The organism is Rhizobium sp. P2_G2, assembly GCF_056403555.1.
The window spans coordinates 1-18,593 of the sequence record NZ_JBFUFF010000052.1 but is presented as its reverse complement, the minus strand read 5'-3'; the positions used below and the strand labels follow the sequence as shown (position 1 = coordinate 18,593).

General features: G+C 59.8%; 16 protein-coding genes and 2 pseudogenes. 13 read left to right on the top strand and 5 right to left on the bottom strand.

Annotated features, from left to right (window positions below):
- Positions 1–66: 66 nt before the first annotated feature.
- The gene (locus tag AC1D06_RS27150; RefSeq protein WP_477988894.1) at positions 67–1,059 is read right to left on the bottom strand and encodes a substrate-binding domain-containing protein; all 993 of its coding nucleotides are present in this window, start codon (positions 1,057–1,059) and stop codon (positions 67–69) included.
- 57 nt (positions 1,060–1,116) lie between these two features.
- Complete coding sequence (locus AC1D06_RS27145) at positions 1,117–2,097, bottom strand: NAD-dependent epimerase/dehydratase family protein (RefSeq protein WP_477880703.1); 981 nt, start codon at positions 2,095–2,097, stop codon at positions 1,117–1,119.
- Positions 2,098–2,235: 138 nt separating this feature from the next.
- Between AC1D06_RS27145 and AC1D06_RS27140 the strand changes: the two genes are divergently transcribed.
- From AC1D06_RS27140 to AC1D06_RS27085, 12 genes are all read left to right on the top strand, one after another.
- On the top strand, positions 2,236–2,976 hold the full coding sequence (locus AC1D06_RS27140) for an ATP-binding cassette domain-containing protein (RefSeq protein ID WP_477988892.1): 741 nt from the start codon (positions 2,236–2,238) through the stop codon (positions 2,974–2,976).
- Positions 2,977–2,988: 12 nt separating this feature from the next.
- Positions 2,989–3,987, top strand: a complete 999-nt coding sequence (locus AC1D06_RS27135; protein WP_477880699.1) for an ABC transporter permease — start codon at positions 2,989–2,991, stop codon at positions 3,985–3,987.
- A gap of 19 nt (positions 3,988–4,006) precedes the next feature.
- A complete protein-coding gene (locus AC1D06_RS27130; protein WP_477988890.1) occupies positions 4,007–4,795 on the top strand; it encodes a FadR/GntR family transcriptional regulator in 789 nt (262 codons plus the stop codon).
- Between the two features lie 312 nt (positions 4,796–5,107).
- Positions 5,108–6,316, top strand: coding sequence for an urea ABC transporter substrate-binding protein (locus AC1D06_RS27125; protein WP_477988888.1), 1,209 nt, complete (start codon positions 5,108–5,110; stop codon positions 6,314–6,316).
- Between the two features lie 44 nt (positions 6,317–6,360).
- Entirely contained in the window at positions 6,361–7,227 is an 867-nt protein-coding gene (locus AC1D06_RS27120; RefSeq protein ID WP_477988886.1) for a branched-chain amino acid ABC transporter permease, read from the top strand.
- Between the two features lie 11 nt (positions 7,228–7,238).
- Positions 7,239–9,056: an ABC transporter permease subunit gene (locus AC1D06_RS27115; RefSeq protein WP_477988884.1), complete on the top strand. Its 1,818-nt coding sequence runs from the start codon at positions 7,239–7,241 to the stop codon at positions 9,054–9,056.
- Positions 9,049–9,747, top strand: coding sequence for an ABC transporter ATP-binding protein (locus AC1D06_RS27110; RefSeq protein ID WP_477880689.1), 699 nt, complete (start codon positions 9,049–9,051; stop codon positions 9,745–9,747). Before AC1D06_RS27115 ends, AC1D06_RS27110 begins: the two co-directional genes overlap by 8 nt.
- Position 9,748: 1 nt before the next feature.
- Positions 9,749–9,889, top strand: coding sequence for a hypothetical protein (locus tag AC1D06_RS27105; protein WP_477880687.1), 141 nt, complete (start codon positions 9,749–9,751; stop codon positions 9,887–9,889).
- Positions 9,886–11,247, top strand: a complete 1,362-nt coding sequence (locus tag AC1D06_RS27100) for an amidase (RefSeq protein WP_477988882.1) — start codon at positions 9,886–9,888, stop codon at positions 11,245–11,247. The genes AC1D06_RS27105 and AC1D06_RS27100 overlap by 4 nt, the downstream gene beginning before the upstream one ends.
- Positions 11,214–12,386 (top strand): transporter substrate-binding domain-containing protein, encoded by a 1,173-nt coding sequence (locus tag AC1D06_RS27095; protein ID WP_477880739.1) that lies wholly within the window; start codon positions 11,214–11,216, stop codon positions 12,384–12,386. The genes AC1D06_RS27100 and AC1D06_RS27095 overlap by 34 nt, the downstream gene beginning before the upstream one ends.
- A 14-nt stretch (positions 12,387–12,400) precedes the next feature.
- Positions 12,401–12,982 carry an ANTAR domain-containing response regulator gene (locus AC1D06_RS27090; protein ID WP_477880683.1) on the top strand — a complete coding sequence of 194 codons (582 nt, stop codon included), beginning with the start codon at positions 12,401–12,403 and terminating at the stop codon, positions 12,980–12,982.
- Positions 12,983–13,126: 144 nt separating this feature from the next.
- Positions 13,127–13,603 (top strand): hypothetical protein, encoded by a 477-nt coding sequence (locus AC1D06_RS27085; protein WP_477988881.1) that lies wholly within the window; start codon positions 13,127–13,129, stop codon positions 13,601–13,603.
- Here AC1D06_RS27085 and AC1D06_RS27080 read toward each other — a convergent pair.
- The 3 genes and pseudogenes from AC1D06_RS27080 to AC1D06_RS27070 all read right to left on the bottom strand — a co-directional run.
- Positions 13,566–14,129 (bottom strand): annotated as a pseudogene (locus AC1D06_RS27080) (thiamine pyrophosphate-dependent enzyme); the annotation flags it as partial. The gene AC1D06_RS27085 and the pseudogene AC1D06_RS27080 sit on opposite strands and share 38 nt — an antisense overlap.
- Before the next feature lie 225 nt (positions 14,130–14,354).
- Positions 14,355–15,115 (bottom strand): IS5 family transposase gene (locus AC1D06_RS27075; protein ID WP_477988879.1). Its coding sequence is split into 2 segments (ribosomal slippage): positions 14,355–14,788 and positions 14,788–15,115, totalling 762 coding nucleotides; the frame shifts between segments, so codons are not numbered across the junction.
- A gap of 68 nt (positions 15,116–15,183) precedes the next feature.
- Positions 15,184–17,259, bottom strand: coding sequence for a carboxy terminal-processing peptidase (locus tag AC1D06_RS27070; protein ID WP_477988878.1), 2,076 nt, complete (start codon positions 17,257–17,259; stop codon positions 15,184–15,186).
- Between the two features lie 267 nt (positions 17,260–17,526).
- Between AC1D06_RS27070 and AC1D06_RS27065 the strand changes: the two are divergent.
- A pseudogene (locus AC1D06_RS27065) lies at positions 17,527–18,593 on the top strand (IS256 family transposase).

The following is an 18,593-nucleotide window of genomic DNA, read 5'->3' as shown; positions in this document are numbered from 1 at the left end:
GGGCCAGCATTGCTGAATGCCTGAAGAGATGGAGCCGGCTCTGTGTTGGCAGAGCCGGCCTGCCTGTCAGCCGCCGATGCAGTTGCCGGCATTGTCCTGCGTGCATTCGTCCAGGCCGGTATAGATGATCGGCTCGACGGCCTTGCCGTTGATCAGGTCGAGCATCACGCTCGGCGCGCGGTAGCCCATTTCAAACGGCCGCTGTCCCACCTGTACGTCGCTTCGGCCAGCCTTGAGCGCGTCCATTTGCGGTGGCAGCGTGTCGCCGGCGACGATGACGAGCTGCTTGGACTTCAGCTTGTCCATCACCTGATCGGTCACCTGCGCATAGGCCTGCGGCGCGAACTGCGCCCAGCCGCCGATCAGCATGAAGGCGGTGAGATCAGGATGCGCCGTGAATGTGTCGGCCATCTGCTGGTTGGCGAGATCGATCTGGTCATTGGTGAAGACGGGGCATCCGTCGATCTCGGTCCATCCACCCTCGCCTTTCAGGCGCTCGACGCCCTTCGTACCGGAGAGCGTATCGCGCGTGCCGGCGGCTCGGGCGTTGATATTGGCGGCAGCGACATTGCCGAGCTGCAGGCAGACGGTGCCGCCTTCCGGCTTCAGCTTCTTGAGATGTTCGGCGAACTTGACGCCCATCAGATAGTTGTCCGTGCCGAGATAGGTCTTGCGCAGCCCGGCATCGCCGGCCGCGAGATCCGCGTCGATGGTCATGACGGGGATCTTGGGATTGACCTTCTTGAGAAGGTTGGCCATCAGCGGCGCGTTCGACGGCGAAATGGCGATCGCCGCTATGTCAGGCTTGTTGAGCAGATCTTCGACGATCTGGACTTCGCCGGCTTCATCGGCGCTCGATGCAGGACCGGTATAGAGGCATTTATAGCCGGAACTCGCGTTCTCCTTATTCCATTTCTGGCAGCCGAGATTGATCTGTTCGAAGAACGGGTTGTCCAGACCCTTGACGACGATCGCCAAAGTCTTGTCGGCACCGAGCGCCGTGGACGAAAGCAATGTGAGCGCGGCAATTGCAAGCGTGGCAGTCAGTAACTTCCTCATGAATTCCTCCCAAAATTCGAGTGACGTTGATGCACTTCCCCCGGAAAGGTCCGGGCCTCAACCTGGATACCAGACGCGCCTGGCGTCGCCGGGCGGGCGCTGGTAAGTCCAGGAAGCTTCGATCAGCCGCGCGGTGTCGTAGACGGGTCGCCAGCCGAGCTCGGCCTTGGCCCGCGTATTGTCCAACCAGTTGCTGACATAGTTGCTGCCGATATCGATCGAGGGCAGGCCGCGGCTGCGGGCAAGATAATCCGCGACCACAGCATAATTCACCGGCTCGTCCATCGCGATATTATAGAGCCGCTGGCGGGCCTCGCGCGCTTCGAGCGCCTTCAGGACGGCAGCGACGAGATCGTCGACATGGACGAAATTGCGGTTGATCGGCGCTCCGGACGCATCCCGGAGCAACGGCACCGTACCGTTCGCCCGACAGGTCTCGGCCTGCTCCGGAGACACCATCGATGACCAATCCGGGCCGCCGAACCTGTCGGGACCAAAGGACAGGCTTGCCTTGAAATCGTCCTTCTCCATGATCCAGGGCGCCCTCAGGCAGCACCAGTCGACGCCGTATTGGATGCCGAACTGCTGGACCATCACCTCTTCGAGAACCTTGGAGAGTGCATAGCAGCCGGGATAGGCCATATAGGGCGCATCTTCGGTGATCGGCGCCGGATGCCGGTGAAAGAAGTGACCGAGGGCCGCGTCCCCGCCGATCAGCACGAAACGGCGGGCCGAGGCACTCGACCGAAACTCTTCAAGCAGCCAGAACAGACCTTTGACCGTGACGTCCATGACCGTTTCCGGAATTTCCTTGCAGGTCGCCAGATGCACGACATGAGTCACGCCCTGAACAGCCTGCCGGCATATCTCGCGATCGGCGATCGAGCCGTGGATCACCGACAGCCGGCTTGCCGCCGGCAAGCTGCGATTGTGGCAGAGAGCCCGGATCTCGGTTTCGGCATGCGCTGGGTCCGACAGGACAGCCGAAATCAACGCCTGCCCGACCTTGCCGGTCGCGCCGGTTACCAGCACGCGCATTCGTCCTCCCCCAAACAGCTCAATAAGCTGTCTAATCATATAATATTATTTGTCTGATAAATCATTTTATATGTCTTGTCCAGCTATTGACGAGCCGGGATATTTGCGTCCAAACTTGCATGCGAAGGGGAGGAATTGATGCCGGTACTGAGATTGGAGGGGATTTCCAAGCATTTTGGCGCCATCCAGGCGCTCAGCAATTTTTCCATGTCGATCGAAAAGGGCGAAGTCGTGGGCCTCATGGGCGACAATGGCGCCGGCAAGTCCACACTCGTGAAGGTCGTCGCCGGCAACTTCCGCCCCTCGCACGGCCGCATCTACATTAGGGATCGGGAGGTGCAGTTCCACCGCCCGGTCGAGGCGCGCGAGAACGGCGTCGAGATCGTCTACCAGGACCTCGCGCTCTGCGACAACCTGACGGCTGCCGTGAATGTCTTTCTCGGCCGGGAAATGACCCGCCGCTTCGGCCCATTCAGGATCATGGACTACCGTGGCATGAACGCTGTGGCCGCTCGGCTATTCAAGGAACTCAAATCCGAAACACGCCCGAAAGACCTGGTCAAGGACATGTCCGGCGGCCAGCGCCAGGCGGTGGCGATTGCCCGGACACGGCTTTCATCCGCCGATATCGTGTTGATGGACGAACCGACAGCGGCAATATCGGTGCGGCAGGTGACGGAAGTCCTGAACCTTATTTCCGAATTGAAGCGGCAAGGCGTGGCCGTTGTCCTGATCAGCCACCGCATGCCGGACGTCTTTTCGGTCGCCGACCGGATCGTCGTCCTGCGGCGCGGCAACAAAGTCGCGGACAAGCGCACGGGTGAGACATCGCCCGAGGAAATCACCGGCCTGATCACCGGTGCGATAGAGCAGGCCTGAGGGAGCGCGCTAATGGCAATCGAAATCGAAAAGGCCATAGACAGGCAGACGCATACTCCGCTTTCGCTCTTGCTCTCCAAACCGGAATTCTGGGTCTTTGTCGCCGCTCTTCTGGCCTGCATCATGCTGAGCCTGCTGACCGACACGTTCGCGACCTCGCACAACCTTTTCAATGTGACCCGTAACTTCGCCTTTGTCGGCATTATCGCGCTTGGCATGACGGTGGTGATCATTTCGGCCGGCATCGACCTTTCTGTCGGCTCGGTGCTCTGCCTGTCGGCAATGATCCTGGCACTCTCGTTGAATGCGGGCTATTCCCTGTGGCTGTCGATCATCGCCGCTCTCGCCGCCGCACTCTTCGTCGGCGCCGTCAACGGCATGCTGATCGCCTATGTCCGCATTCCACCCTTTGTCGTCACGCTCGGCATGCTGTCGGTCGCCCGCAGCGCCGCCATGGTCTTGTCGCAAAACAAGATGATCTATCAGTTCGGTCCGGACCAAGACGAATTCTTCTGGCTCGGCGGTGGTTCCACCTTCGGGATCGCCAATCCGGTTTTAGCGTTGGTCATTCTCGCGGTGCTGACCGGGCTGGCGCTCAAATGGACGCGCTGGGGCGCGCATATCTTTGCCATCGGCAGCAACGAGAAGGCGGCGGTCCTGACCGGCATCGCGGTCCGGCGGACGAAGATCAGCGTCTATATGTTTTCGGCCCTGTTTGCCGGGATTGCCGGTGTTCTGGAGGCCGGCTGGCTTGGCGGCGTCACCACAAATCTCGGTCAATCGATGGAACTCAGCGTGATTGCGGCGGCTGTCATCGGCGGCGCAAATCTGATGGGTGGCGCGGGAACGGTATTCGGCTCCGTCGTCGGCGCCGCGCTCATCGAGATCATCCGTAACAGCTTGACTCTTTTGGGAATAAGTACATTTTGGCAGGGAGCATTTGTCGGGAGCTTCATTGTGATGGCAGTTGCCTTCGATCGAATTCGCGCCAATCGTGAATCTGACTCCTAACCTTTCGTCTGGAAATAGAATGCGTAATGTGAAGCCCACAGCGCCTCCGGGAAGGCGGGGCGAAATGCCTAGCGGTGAATCGGTCATATCAAGCAGGTCTCTATCCGGAAAATTCCTGATCAGTTCCAGCGTCCACACGTCGGTTGCCAATGAGATCGGTTCGCGGATCGTGCGCGGCGATTTTCCTCCGGCAACCTATCTGCCGAACGAAACGCAATGGGCTGACTATTTCGGGGTGAGCCGGACAGCGGTTCGAGAAGCAATCAAGATGCTGATGGCCAAGGGGCTGCTGAGCTCACGGCCCAAGCTAGGCACGTGGGTCACGGCCCGCGAGAGCTGGAATCTCCTCGACCGCGACGTCCTGAGCTGGTACGCGGCCTCGCCCGACTCGGCCTCTTTCCTGCGCGAGGTGCAGGAATTTCGCTACATCATCGAGCCGGAAGCCGCAGCACTTGCAGCCGAACGTCGCTCGGCCGAGCAGATGCAGGAAATCAGCGAAGCCGCACGCGACATGGGCATTGCACCGACACTCTCGGAGCGGACGCGGGCCGATACGCGCTTTCACCTGGCTATCCTCAAAGCGAGCGGCAACGAGTTGCTGATCCCGCTCGGAACGCTCATCGAGTCCGCATTGAACACCTTGTTCGTATTTGTGACGCGGGAAGCCAATAGCCTGAGGCATGCACAGGGCCTGCACGAGGCCATCGAAGAAAAGATCAGACTGCGTCAGCCGGACGAGGCGCGTAAAGCTGTCCGCAACCTGCTTGCGAATACGGATGAAATGATCGGCCGCAAGCGACCTTCGTGACGGACAGGAGTCTCGCGCATAAAAGAATCCGCGCCGTAGCCTCGATGATCCTGCTTGATCGCCCTGAAAGGAACCGAACTCACGACCCTTTGCTGTGCCACGACTGAGTCCAAGGACATCAGCACCTTCGCGATCGAGCTGATGTCCACGATAAGTTTGCTCTTGACATTGGTCAGCAATTGAACATGATCACATCCGCGCGATGTGGCGCAAGAAAACCTAGGCGACGTAGTCGGAACACCTGTTCGGATGACGGCGCTTTTTTTATGTCTGTTGGTGTTCTGCCTATTCGCTCAAGCGAAGGGGAACACTATGAAAAAACAACTGCTCTCACTGTCCGTTGCGGGATTGTCGGCGTTTTTCGCGGGCACAGCATTCGCCGAAACCAAGATCGGCGCCATTTTCGACCTCACCGGCGGCCTCAACATCTACGGTATTCAGCAGATGAACGCGCTGAAGCTCGYCGTCGAAGACATAAACGCCAAGGGCGGCCTGCTCGGCGCGCCGATCTCAGTGGCGTCCTATGACGCCCAGTCGGAGCAGAGCAAATACATCCAGTATGCCAACACCGCCCTGATGAGCGACAAGGTCGACGCGCTGTTTGCGGGCCTGACAAGCTCGTCGCGCGAAGCCATTCGGCCGATCGTGCGCAGAGCCAACATTCCCTATTTCTACGCCTCGCTCTATGAAGGCGGCGCCTGCGACAAGCAGACTTTCGTCACCGGTCCGTCCGCATCGCAGCAACTTTCCGTGCTGATCGACTGGGCCGTCAAGAAATATGGCAAGAAGATCTATATCATGGCGCCGGACTATAATTTCGGCACCATTTCCGCCCACTGGGTGCAGGAATATGCGGCGTCGATGGGCGCCGAAGTCGTCGGCGAGGATTTTCTCGCACTGACGGTCACCGACTACGCTCCGACCATCCAGAAAATCCAGGCCGCCAAGCCTAATTTCGTCGTCGCGCTGCCGGTCGGCGCCAATCAGACGGGCTTCCTCGAGCAGTTCGCGGCGGCCGGCCTGAAAGACAGCATCGGCGTCGTATCGACGAATTACGGTTCAGGCAATCAGCAGGTCGTCGTCTCGCCCGAAGCTGGCAAGGGGCTGATCGCGAGCCAGGGTTATTTCATGGTGGTCGACAACCCCGTCAATGCGCAATTCGTCAAGCTCTGGACCGCCAAATACGGCTCCGATACGCCGATCGTGTCCGAAGCCGTGGATGTCTGGAACGCAGTCCATCTCTGGGCCGAGGCCGTGCAGAAGGCCGGCACTTCGAAATCTGCTGGCGTCATTGCCGCGCTTGAAAGCGGTTTGACCTTCGACGCACCGAATGGAAAGGTCACGCTGGAGCCCGGATCGCATCACCTGCGACAGAACATCTACATCGCCGAAGGCGACGACAAACACAGTTTCAAGATCGTCGAGACCTTCGAGGATACGCCTCCGCTCTACGAGAACGACAAATGCGATCTCGTCGCGAATCCCACCCTCGCCAAGCATTTTTCGCCCGAAGCCGAATGACTTAAGCGCGCGCCCTGCCCGGGCGCGCCGTTCCGGAGGTTCTTATGCAAGTTGACTATCTGGCGACTGTGCTTCTTTCGTCGCTTTCCAGCGCATCGATCCTGCTGATTGCCACGATCGGGCTTGCCGTCGTTTTCGGGCTCATGGGCGTGATCAACCTCGCACATGGCGAATTCCTGATGATCGGCGCCTACGCGGCCCTGTCTGTGACGCAGATGGGCGTGCCCTATCTCCTGTCCATCCCCATTGCCGTCGTCGTGACCATGGCGATCGGTGCGCTGGTCGAAGTGCTGATCATCAGCCGTCTCTACGGACGGATTTTCGATACCATGCTCGCGACCTGGGGCCTGAGCATGGTGTTCTATCAGCTCGCCATCCTGATTTTCGGTACTGTGACGCCGGGCATCGGCATGCCGCCCTTGAGTCTTCGCATCGGCGACTATAGCCTTGCGGTGTACCCGCTGCTGATGATCGTCGTGGCGGCTGCCATGACCCTCTTTGTCTACCTCCTCATGACCAGGACGGCCTATGGCCGGAAAGCTCGCGCATCGATTCAGCAGCCCGACATGGCGCTGGCGATCGGCATCGAGGCGAAACGCGTCAACACGATCACCTTTGCGATCGGCTGCGGCCTCGCCGGCTTTGCCGGCGCCGTGCTCCTGCCCATCGTGCCCGCCACACCGTCCATGGGCTTCGCCTTCGTCATCAAGGCCTTCCTGACCGTGGTCGTGGCTGGACCTGTGACGCTCACGGGAAGCGTCATTGCAGCCATCGGGCTCGGGGGCGGTACGGCGATCACCGCAAGCTTCCTGACCTCGGTCGCCGGCGACGTGTTCTTCTTCCTCGTTACAGCCCTGATACTCTGGCTGTTTCCTCTCGGTATCTCCGCCAACTGGCGGCGCAAGATGTGAGGAGCGGACAGATGAACCTTTCTCAATCCTTCTTCAAACATGCCGGCATCATCTTCCCGCTTGCCGCGATCATCATGGGGCTCGGGTCGGCGGCAGTGATCAATCCCTATCTGGCCTATATCGCGACGTCCTGGGTAATCTTCGGATTGCTCGGCCTCAGCCTCGATATCGTATGGGGCCGCGGCGGCCTGCTCAGCCTCGGGCAAACGGCCTTTTATGGTCTCGGCGGCTATTTTGGCAGCGTCGTCGCCATCAATCTCCTTCCAGTCACGGGTGGGTCGGTGATATGGGCCATGCTCGCCGGCACAATCTTCGGGGCCTTGGCCTCGGCGGTCCTGGGCGGTATCATTTTCTTCGCGAAAATGGGGCCGCTGCAGAGCACCATCCTGTCCTACACGCTGACCTTGCTTCACTGGTCGCTCACGCAATCCCTGACGTTCAAGACCGGGGCAGCGGAAATCGGCGGCGACAACGGGCTTTCAAACATTCCCGGCTATGTGCTCGCCTTCCAGCCCGCCGCCGACGCGCTCGGACCGGCACAGGGGCTCGTTCTTGTGATCGTGGTCTCGGCCCTCGTCTATTTCCTGAGCCGCTGGCTGATGAAGGGGACCTTCGGCAAGGTGATCGATTGCATCCGCATCGACGCGCAGAAGACCGAGCTCCTCGGCTACGATATCCGTAAATACCAGCTTGCGAACTTCGCTTATGCCGGCGCGGTTGCCGGCCTCGCCGGAGCACTGTTCGGCGCCTGGTCGAACTATCTCAGTCCCTCGATCTTTTCCGTTCAGGAAGCGCTCCTCGTGCCGATCTATGTGCTCGTCGGCGGCCTCGGCACGATCGCCGGCGCCTTTGTCGGCGCGCTTGCGATCGGTGGCCTGTCCTACTGGCTCGGCGGTGGCGCGGTGAGTGGCCAGACCACGCTTATCCTCGGCGCTGTGCTGATCGTCCTGGTGCTCTTCCTGCAAAACGGTCTGGTCGGCACGATCGGCAATCTCTGGCGCCGCAGGCTTCCAGATCCCAACGACGCGGCACGGAATTGCAGACCCGTCATTATCGACGAAAAGGTGCTGGATGGCATTCTCGAAGATGCCGCCCGCCGCGCAGGTCCTGCCAAGCGGCTCACGACCACCGATGTGCTCAAGCGCTTCGGCGGCATCGTTCCCGTCAATCGCGTCACAAGAAGCTTTGAGCCCGGCCGGCCCTATTCGCTGATCGGACCGAACGGTGCGGGCAAGAGCTCTTATCTCAAGACCTGCGTGGGCATCTATGGCCCCGATGCCGGCCGGATCGAGATGGGCGGCGGCGACGTAACCAGAAAGGCGATCTTCGCCCGTGTGCGGGACGGCATGGGCGTGAAGAACCAGAAGCCGCAAGTCTTCGGCGCGCTGACGGTACATGAGAATCTTTGGATCGCCGCCTATGCGACGACGCGCGATTCGAAAGCCGCCGACCAAGTCAGCGGCAAAATCATGGAGATGCTCGGGCTTCCGGAACAGGCCGCTGTCCAGGCCTCGGCGCTGTCGCACGGCCAGCAGCAATGGCTCGACATCGGCATGGTTCTATGCCTGGCGCCCCGCGTCGTCTTTCTGGACGAGCCGGCGGCGGGCATGACCAATGAGGAGACGCGAGAACTCTCTGTGCTCGTCCGCACGCTTGCCAGGCACATGACCGTGATCGTGGTCGAGCATGACATGGACTTCGTCCGAACTCTGGACGGCCATGTCACGGTGCTTCACCAAGGTGAGGTCTTTGCCGAAGGCGACATCGACACGCTGAGGGCAAACGAGCGCGTCCTCGATATCTATCTCGGGAGGCGTCAGCATGTTTAGCATCGTCAATGCAACCAGCGGCTACGGCAAGACGATCATTGTCCGCGATGTGTCGTTAACGGTGGGCGCYGGCGAGGTCGTCGGCTTGCTCGGCCGCAACGGCGTCGGCAAATCGACCCTGATGCGGCTTGCCACCGGGCTCCTGCCCGCCATGCAAGGCCGGGTCGAGATCGATGGGGCAGCAGCGCCGCTCTCGCCTGCCAGGCGGGCGCGGCTGGGCATCGGCTACGTCCCGCAGGGCCGCTACGTCTTCCCACGCATGACCGTCATTGAAAATATAGCCGTCGCCGCGGAGGCCAATGGCCACAACGGCAAGCGGGCGGTTGCGGAGGCGATGGAGGATTTCCCGATCCTCAAGAGGAAGGCAGACGATCTCGCCGGCGGCCTTTCCGGTGGGCAACAGCAGATCCTTGCGCTTGCCCGAGCGCTCGCGATCCAACCCCGGATTCTGCTTCTGGACGAACCCACCGAGGGTGTCCAGCCATCGATCATCGATGACATTGCCGGGATCCTCAAGCGCGTCAACAAGCAGCGCAAGATCGCCATCCTGGTTGCCGAACAGGATCTCGATTTCTGTCTTTCGATCGTGGAACGCCTCTACGTGATGGAAAAGGGTGCGATCCGCCTCGAGACGGATCGCGAGAGCTTCCGCACCAATCGCCAACTGCAGCAGGAATTGTTGGGAGTCTGACATGAACCGTCAAAACGAACTGACCGACGAGCAACTGAAAATGATCGAGGCGACGCTCAAGCGTATCCGCGGCGGGCTGAGGAAATTCACATTGCAATTGCCCGAGCCGGCACATGGCTTCGTGGCCGAGGATCGCTCATGATCACTGCGCCTCAATCCATGTCTTGCCAGATCGCAGCCTTGGCTGACGGCAGCCGGACTGCATCCTCCCTGGCCGAAGCTGCGCTTGGCCGTGCCAAGGCGTTTTCGGATCTGAACGCCTTCGTCGCCATAGACGAGCCAATTGTCATGCGACAGGCCAAGGCGGCGGACGAGCGGCGGCGGCTGGGACGGCCGCTCTCCCCGATCGATGGTATTCCGATCGCGGTGAAGGACAATTATCTGACCATCGACTATCCAACCACCGCTTGCTCGAATGCCCTGCCATCCGAGCCGACGCGACAGGATGCGACCGTGGTTGCCAATCTCCGGCGCGCCGGCGCTGTGGTCTTGGGCAAGACCAATATGCACGAATGGGCCTATGGTGCGACCAACAGCACGTCGCGCTTCGGCCCGACCCGCAATCCCAACGACAAGGGCCGGATCACCGGTGGCAGCAGCGGCGGTTCGGGCGCTGCAGTGGCTGCGGGCATCGTTGCCGCCGCACTCGGAAGCGATACCGGCGGTTCCGTCCGCATTCCCTCGGCGGCCTGTGGGATCTATGGGTTCAAGCCGAGCTATGGCCGGGCGTCGCGCCATGGGATCCTGCCGCTGAGCTGGTCCCTGGATGCGCCCGGGCCGATGACGGCGATGCTCGCCGACATATCCCTGATCCTGCCGTATTTTTTCGGTCAGGATGCCCATGATCCGGCAACGCGCGGCGCGGCTCCCTTCGGAGAGGTGCCTCCCGCGGAGAGACCACGTTTGATCCATCTTGTCGGCTCCGGATTTGAGCGATCCGACGAGGTAGACGCCACGTTACGGTCGGCATTGGGTGCGTCAGATGCCTCGGTGCAAGAGCGCGCGCTCGACCACATAGACAGTTATTTCGCGGCATGGGAAGCCATTCTGCATTGCGAAGCCTCGGCCTATCACATGCAGAGGAATGAGGCTGACCTAGGCGCCTATTCGACGGTCACGCGGGCACATTTGGCAGCGGGCAGCATGTTGACCGGTCTCGACCTGGTCAAGGCACAGCGCATCCGCCGTCATCTCGTGGAAACGCTGACGAAAACTCTCGGGGATTGGGATGCGCTTGTCCTGCCGACGCTGCCCGTGGTGGCTCCGCGGGAAGGAGAGGACTGGCAGGAATTCTCCGGCCGTCGGGTCACGACGCAGGACAGCATGACATGGTTCTGCTGGATCGGAAATCTCGCGGGCTTTCCCTGCATTTCGATTCCAATCCCGCGCGCGCGCGGTCTGATGCCCGTCGGCATGATGTTGATGGGCAGGCCTGGCAAGGACGAGGCCCTTCTCGCCGTCGCCGAATGGATCGACAAGAAACTCGAACGAAAGGCCTAGGGATCAAGACAATGGAGACAATCAAAGTCGGCGTCCTGTTTTCACAAAGTGGCCCGATGGCGGTCAGCGAAAACGCGCATCTGCAAGGCATTCTTCTTGCCTGCGAGGAGATCAATTCAGCCGGGGGAGCCGGCGGACGGATGATCGAGCCGATCATTCTCGATCCAGCCGGCAGCGATCAGCGCTATGCGCAACTCGCAACCGAACTCCTGCTGAAGCACCGCGTCGATGCGATCTTCGGATGTTGCCTCTCGACCAGCCGCAAAGCCGTCCTGCCGGTCGTCGAGCGCTTCAATGGCATCCTGTTCTATCCGTCCGTCTACGAAGGCTTYGAATATTCGCCCAATGTGATCTATGGCGGCGCGGTGCCGAACCAGGTCATCGTGCCCTTGCTCGAATATGTCTTCGCGAACTGCGGCGAGCACATCGCGCTCATCGGCTCCGACACGCTTTACGCCCGGGAAATCAATCGTATCGTGATGGAATTCGTCGCCGACAGCGGCGGCAGGATCATGGGGCCGAAATATTTTGAGTTCGGCACGCTGCCGGGAGAGTTCGCCCCATTCCTGCAATCGATCAAAGACCAAGGCGTCCACGCCATCATTTCAACGACGGTCGGGGACGAGAGCGTGCGGCTCTACGAGTGTCATGCACAGCTTGATGACGGAGGGATGCCGCCCATCGCATCGCTCACGACCACCGAATCCGAGCTCGCCAGGATGTCGGCCGCCGCCCGGAAAGGACACCTGTCGGTCCTGCCCTATTTCGGTACACTCGATCTGCCCGACAACAGGACGTTCCGGGACAGCTTCGCCCGGCGCTTCGGCGAGCGCTGCTGCCCGGGCGTATATTCGGAGGTCTGTTACACGCAATTGCATGTCTACGCCGAGGCCGTGGCCCGATTAGGCACGACAGACAGCCAGGCCGTACTTGCGGCCCTCCCCGAAATCGTGTTCAAAAGCCCGGGCGGCGAGGCGATGTTGGACGCGGACACGAACCATTTTCTGCTGCGGCCGCTGGTCGGCTTGTCGAACGAGGACGGCGCGTTCGAAGTGGTCTGGCGCGGTCCGCACCTGGTGAGAGCCGACCCCTATCTGGTTGCCTATGACCGATCGATTGGCCAGCGTGTTCCGGTATGAACGACAGTCTTCAAGTGGATAATGGAAGCCTGCTGCGGCAATTGCGCCGCGTGCGGATGCTCGTCATTCACCCTGAAGATTCCGAACGCGAGATCCTGCTCGCGCATCTCAAGCGCGTCGGCTGCACGGTCGAGTGTCGTTGGCCTCCGCCGGATAGCCTGCCCGACAATATTGACGTGGTTCTGTTTCTCCTCAACCGCAACCAGGGCGACCGATCGCTGTCGTGGATGTCGAGCGCACAGGCGATCGCCCGCATTGCCATCATCGCCTTCGAAACGCCGGAAATCCTGGGGGAATTGCAGCGCGTCAACGCGCATGGCGTGATCTCGAAACCCATTCGTATCTTCGGCATATTGGCAGCCCTGACGACAGCGATCGGCCTCGCCAACCACGAAAATCGGCTGAAGCAGCGTATCCGCAACCTGGATGAGACACTCAAGTCCCGTCGTATCGTCGAAAAGGCGGTCGCCATATTGTGCGAGACGCGCCAGATATCGGAAGACGAGGCCTATCGGCGGCTGCGGGACAAGGCGCAGAATTCGAACGTGACGATCGCATCCGTGGCAGCTGCGGTCATCGCGTCGAGTGGCGTCTGATCGTCGGGGACGTCGATTTTTGTCGCTTCTCCCCTCTCCTCTTCGAGGAAAAATCTGTGGTCGATTCAGGCTTCGTTTACCGGATGGCCTTAGCAGGCCACGCCCGGCATTGATGCCGGCAGAGAATCCGAACTCAAGAGTGCCATGAAAACCCAAACAACATCGTCTCTTCATTTCCAGCGCAAGATTTCCGACTTCTGCGATGTGCGCATCGCACCGATCGTGTCCAGGCGAGCGTTGGAGAATATCAGGCCGTACCTCACCAGCTTGGTCATCTATCGCAAGCACCCACCCATGCGAACGGGCCGCATCGATTGGCAATCCGTTTCCGATGCATGCGGCCTCGATGRCGAGTTGACAGCAGGACTCAAGATGAATCTGCAAGCCGGCCTCGAAGCAATCACGCGCTGGATCGACAGCGAGCGCTCCAAAGAGGTTGAGCGTTCGCCATCGGCCAGGAAAGCCAGATCGCCAGCCGGTGCATCTCACCTGCCCATCGCGAAGAAGAAAACGTCATCTCAAACGCGGGCGGCGGTGGCGTTTCTCCCAGCGCCTGCACATTTCATTTCCCCCGCGCTTTTGCCTATTCGCGTATCTGCGACAGGCTCATCTTCGGCGTGAGAGCCTCGGGATCGATCCGGATCTCGATGAGAGCGGGCTTTCCCGAGGCCTGGGCGCGTTCGAAGGCGGGGGCGAATTGATCGGTTGCCTCCACGGTTTCGCCATGCAGTCCATAGGACCTGGCCAGCGATGCGAAATCGGGATTGGTGAGCATCGTGCCCGACACACGGCCCGGATAGTTCCGCTCCTGGTGCATCCGGATCGTGCCATACATGCCGTTGTTGATGACGAGGAAGATCACGCGGGCGTCGTATTGCATCGCTGTCGCGATTTCCTGCCCGTTCATGAGGAAGCAGCCGTCGCCGGCGAAGGCAACGACGGTACGGTCGCGGTCGGTGAGCTTGGCGGCGATCGCCGCGGGCACGCCATAGCCCATCGAGCCGTTCGTTGGTCCGAGCTGGGTGCGGAATGTGCGATACTGGTAGAAGCGATGCGCCCAGGCCGAATAGTTGCCGGCGCCGGTCGTCAGGATCGCGTCCGCCGGAAGGTGGGATCGCAGCCACGCCATGACGTCGCCCATCTGGACGCTGAAATGAACGCTATGAAACTTGGGGCTGACCACTGTGAGACGCAATACGCGCCCGGGACACAGAAGCGGCGGAACGAATCGCACATGAACATGCAATGCAGTTCAAGGGCCGATTTATTCAATTTCTCAACAGCAACGTGCGTGACGGCCTGCTGTCGACATGACATTTCCGCCGAGTTTTGCGCTTCTTATGCGACGGCCTCGGCTAGGCCGTGTGGACACTTATCTGATCCATAGAATGACGGCAGCGATTGTGACGATGGCTCTGTAGTTTCGGGCGGTTTTCTCGAAGCGAGTAGCGACCCTTCGGAACTGCTTGAGCTTTGAAAAGCAGCATTCGATCAAATAGCGCTGGGCATAGAGGTCTTTGTCCAATGCATACTTTTTGGCACGGGATGGATTGTTGGGGATCACCGCGACGGCACCCTTTTGAGCGATGATGTTGCGGAGATGATCGCTGTCATAAGCGGTATCGGCCATGACGATCTCGGCGGGAAGGCCGTCGATCAGGGCATCGGCTTGTGGTGCATCGCCTTTCTGGCCTGCGGTGAGTATGAAGCGAACCGGACAGCCCAACCCGCGTACTGCCATGTGAATTTTCGTGCTCAGACCGCCGCGAGAGCGACCAAGGGCTTGATCTTCAGCCCCTTTTTTGCACCAGCGGCATGCTGGTGGGCGCGGATGATGGTGGAATCGACGATCAGATACTCAAAATCCGGATCGTCCGCCATCGCCGCGAACATGCGCCACCAGACACCTTTCTGGCTCCAACGGCTGAAGCGGCGGAAGACGCTGTTCCACCCGCCGAAAACCTCTGGCAGGTCTCGCCAGGGCGAGCCAGTGCGAACGATCCAAAGCACTGCCTCCACGAACATACGGTTGTCGCGACCCGACGAACCGCGCGTGCGCTCGTCTCCAATAATGTGCTGTGACATCCGATCCCACTGGTCGTCGCCAAGCATCAGACGATCCAAAACACCCATGACTGCCTCCAAAAGACAGTCTTGAATCTGATTTGCTCAGCCTTGGGAATCCCAAGAGTCCACGCGACCTAGGGCTTTTGCAAACCCGCATCATCGACGAGAATCGCGGCGGCTTCGTTCAGCAAGACGTCCTTTATTTTGTGACGGGCGTTTTCGATGGCGAGATCAGCCTTGAGGCTGCGCTCATCTGATTGCATGCCGTCGTCGTCGCCAAGGTCCACGTCATCATTTGTCTGCTTGCCCGCCTGGAGACGATTTGCCTGGGCGGTCAACTCATTTCGACGTTCGGCCTCGTTAAGGGACACGACACCTTTTTCGCGTTGCGCCTTCAATTTGGCGATGTCTTCGACAATCTGTTGGAAATCCGGATCTTTCTGCGCGCGCGCGTCATGGCGGCTTTGCAGTTGCGGCAGCAATGCCGCTATATCACCGGTTGGCTTGTAGTTTGCGGGTTTGATCTGCGTCCACGGCAGCGCATTGTCATAGCTCGTCTCACCAAAGCTCTTGGGGTCGAAATATCCTGGCAAGCTGATATCGGGCGTCACGCCGCGCAACTGTGTCGTACCACCGTTCACACGGAAGAACTGCGCAACCGTCAATTTCAGCTCGCCGAATTCCGGTTTGCTGTTGTGGACCACCTGGTCGAGATCGACCACGGTCTGCACTGTGCCCTTGCCAAAACTGGGTTCGCCGATGATCAAGCCCCGGCCATAGTCCTGGATCGCTGCGGCAAAAATCTCGGAAGCCGAAGCAGAGCCGCGATTGATCAAGACTGCGACCGGACCTGTCCAGGCCGGCTTTGCAAGGTTGTCGCTTTCCACTTTTATCTTGCCGTCGGAATCGCGCTGCTGAACCACCGGGCCTTTGCCGACGAACAGGCCCGTCAGATTAATCGCCTCGGTCAGCGAACCACCGCCATTATTGCGCAAGTCGATCAGAACGCCGTCGACATTGTCCTGCTTCAGTTCACCCAGAAGCTTGGCGACGTCGCGGCTTGCGCTTCTATAATTCTTTTCGCCATTTCGCATGGCTTCGAAATCCTCATAGAAACCCGGCAGAGTGATCACACCGATTTTGCGCGTGGCATCTCCATCCTTCACGGACAGGATGTCCTTCTTGGCGGCCTGCTTTTCCAGGCTGATTTTGTCGCGCGTCAGGCTTATCAAATGATGACCGCCATCTGGCCCGACATCCGCCGGCAGGATGTCCAGGCGTACGATGGACTGCTTCGCGCCCCGTATCATCTGCACGATTTCATCGAGCCGCATGCCCACGACTTCCTTGATCGCGCCATCCTTGCCTTGACCGACGCCGACGATACGGTCTCCGACCGAAAGCTTGCCGGACAGCTGCGCCGGGCCACCGGGAACGAGCTCGCGGACCGTCGTGTAGTCATTGCGTTCTTGCAACACGGCTCCGATGCCGACCAAGGAAAGCTTCATGGAAATATCGAATTCTGCCGAAGCTCGCGCGCCGAAATAGTCCGTGTGCGGATCGACGGTCGTCGTGAAGGCCTCCATGAATAGCTCGAATACGTCCTCGCTTTTGGACTGGTAAGCGCGCTCGAGCGAGGTTTGATAGCGTTTGTCGAGGATATCGCGAATGACCGCGTCAGTCTTGCCGGCCAGTTTCAACCGCAGCCAGTCACCTTTGACGCGTTTGCGCCAGAGGTCATCGCTTTCGGCTTGCGTTTGCAGCCAGGGGCCTTTGTCGCGCAGAAGGGAGTAGTCTTCCTTCACATTGAAATCAAAGTTCTGCTTCAACAGGTTTCGCGCATAATTCATTCGGTCGACAGTGCGCCGGTCATAGGTGTTGAAAATTGAAAACGGGATCTGCAGGTCTTCTGCCTTGATGGCATCGTCAATCCTGGCGCTGTTGGCCATGAAACTATCGATGTCGGCCTGCAGAAATATCATTCGGTCCGGATCCAGGGACTTGATGAACCGGTCCATGATTTTAGCCGATAGGGCATCGTCCAGCGGAACGGGCCTGTAGCTGTATCGCGCAAGAAATTGTGCACTCAGGTCGGCGGCTTGCGCCTGCGCATGTAGCGGCACCAAGACAGGCGGCGATCCCGCGTCCAGAGCATATGCCGACGGTGCAATTGCCAGGAACACACCAAGCAAACCATAACGTGTACGCATTCAGCTTCGATCCTATTTACAATGTCGAGTCATCTGCAGGAAATTGGCGTGACAAATATGTTTTTTTAGTAACGGCAGACAAGTGCTGTGCCAACCCAGATCGTTCAAACTGGCGTTCAAATCGCTGCCACGCCTTGAGAATCGAGCTGCAGACCCTGCCAAGGGGTCGCGTCCCTGGGGGAGGTGTAGCTCGGCGTAGCGGGCGGTCATCAGTGTTTTCCGGTAGGCTCGGGTTGTTCAAGCTCAAACCTGATGGAAAGACCACCGATGACCGATGACATGATGACCCTTCGCTCGCTTGTTGAGAAGAGTGCTGATACCGATTTATTGCGCGAGATGATCGGCTTTACGGCCGAGAAGCTGATGGAACTGGAGATTGGCGCCAARACGGGTGCTGCTTATGGCGAGAAGAATGCGTTGCGGCTCGCTCAGCGCAATGGCTACCGCGAGCGCGACTGGGAAACGCGGGCTGGAACGGTTGAGCTGCGGATCCCGAAGCTCAGGACCGGCAGCTATTTCCCAAGCTTCCTGGAGCCGCGCCGGATGGCTGAGAAGGCTCTGACCGCAGTGATCCAGGAAGCCTATATCCAGGGTGTGTCAACCCGTTCGGTCGATGACCCACTTATCTGAAAGTCCGGCGCGGCGGGCGCATTGTCTCCGTCGCCGTCATCATCGCGGTCGGCGTCAACACCGACGGCCGGCGCGAGGTGCTGGGCATAGAGGTCGGCACGTCCGAAGCCGAGCCGATCTGGACCGAGTTCCTGCGCAAGCTGACCCGTCGTGGTCTCAGCGGCGTCAAGCTCGTCGTCTCCGATGCCCATGAAGGTATCAAAGCGGCTGTCTCCAAGGTCCTCTCGGCCACCTGGCAGCGCTGCCGGGTGCACTTCATGCGCAACGTTCTGGCGCATGCCGGCAAGAGCGGCCGGCGGGTCGTTTCCGCCTTCATTGCCACGGCCTTTGCCCAGGACACGCCGGAAGCCGCAAGTACTCAGTGGCGTAGCGTCGCCGATCAGATCCGGCCGAAAGTGCCAAAGCTCGCAAATCTCATGGACAATGCCGAAGAAGACGTGCTCGCCTACATGACCTTCCCGAAACAGCATTGGACCAAGCTTCACAGCASCAATCCCATCGAACGCCTCAACGGCGAGATCAAGCGCCGCACCGACGTCGTCGGCATCTTCCCCAACGACGATGCCATCGTCAGGCTCGTCGGTGCACTGCTGCTCGAACAGAACGACGAATGGGCTGTTCAGCGATCCCGTTACATGACCCTTGAGACCATCGCACAAATGAGCGATGATCCGTTAATCAGCCTGCCCGCTGCGGCTCGCTGA

Excerpts from the sequence above, each read along its gene's own strand:
- AC1D06_RS27150 (WP_477988894.1), bottom strand. The coding sequence starts at position 1,059 with ATGAGGAAGTTACTGACTGCCACGCTTGCAATTGCCGCGCTCACATTG.
- AC1D06_RS27145 (WP_477880703.1), bottom strand. The coding sequence starts at position 2,097 with ATGCGCGTGCTGGTAACCGGCGCGACCGGCAAGGTCGGGCAGGCGTTG.
- AC1D06_RS27140 (WP_477988892.1), top strand. The coding sequence starts at position 2,236 with ATGCCGGTACTGAGATTGGAGGGGATTTCCAAGCATTTTGGCGCCATC.
- AC1D06_RS27135 (WP_477880699.1), top strand. The coding sequence starts at position 2,989 with ATGGCAATCGAAATCGAAAAGGCCATAGACAGGCAGACGCATACTCCG.
- AC1D06_RS27130 (WP_477988890.1), top strand. The coding sequence starts at position 4,007 with ATGCGTAATGTGAAGCCCACAGCGCCTCCGGGAAGGCGGGGCGAAATG.
- AC1D06_RS27120 (WP_477988886.1), top strand. The coding sequence starts at position 6,361 with ATGCAAGTTGACTATCTGGCGACTGTGCTTCTTTCGTCGCTTTCCAGC.
- AC1D06_RS27115 (WP_477988884.1), top strand. The coding sequence starts at position 7,239 with ATGAACCTTTCTCAATCCTTCTTCAAACATGCCGGCATCATCTTCCCG.
- AC1D06_RS27105 (WP_477880687.1), top strand. The coding sequence starts at position 9,749 with ATGAACCGTCAAAACGAACTGACCGACGAGCAACTGAAAATGATCGAG.
- AC1D06_RS27100 (WP_477988882.1), top strand. The coding sequence starts at position 9,886 with ATGATCACTGCGCCTCAATCCATGTCTTGCCAGATCGCAGCCTTGGCT.
- AC1D06_RS27070 (WP_477988878.1), bottom strand. The coding sequence starts at position 17,259 with ATGCGTACACGTTATGGTTTGCTTGGTGTGTTCCTGGCAATTGCACCG.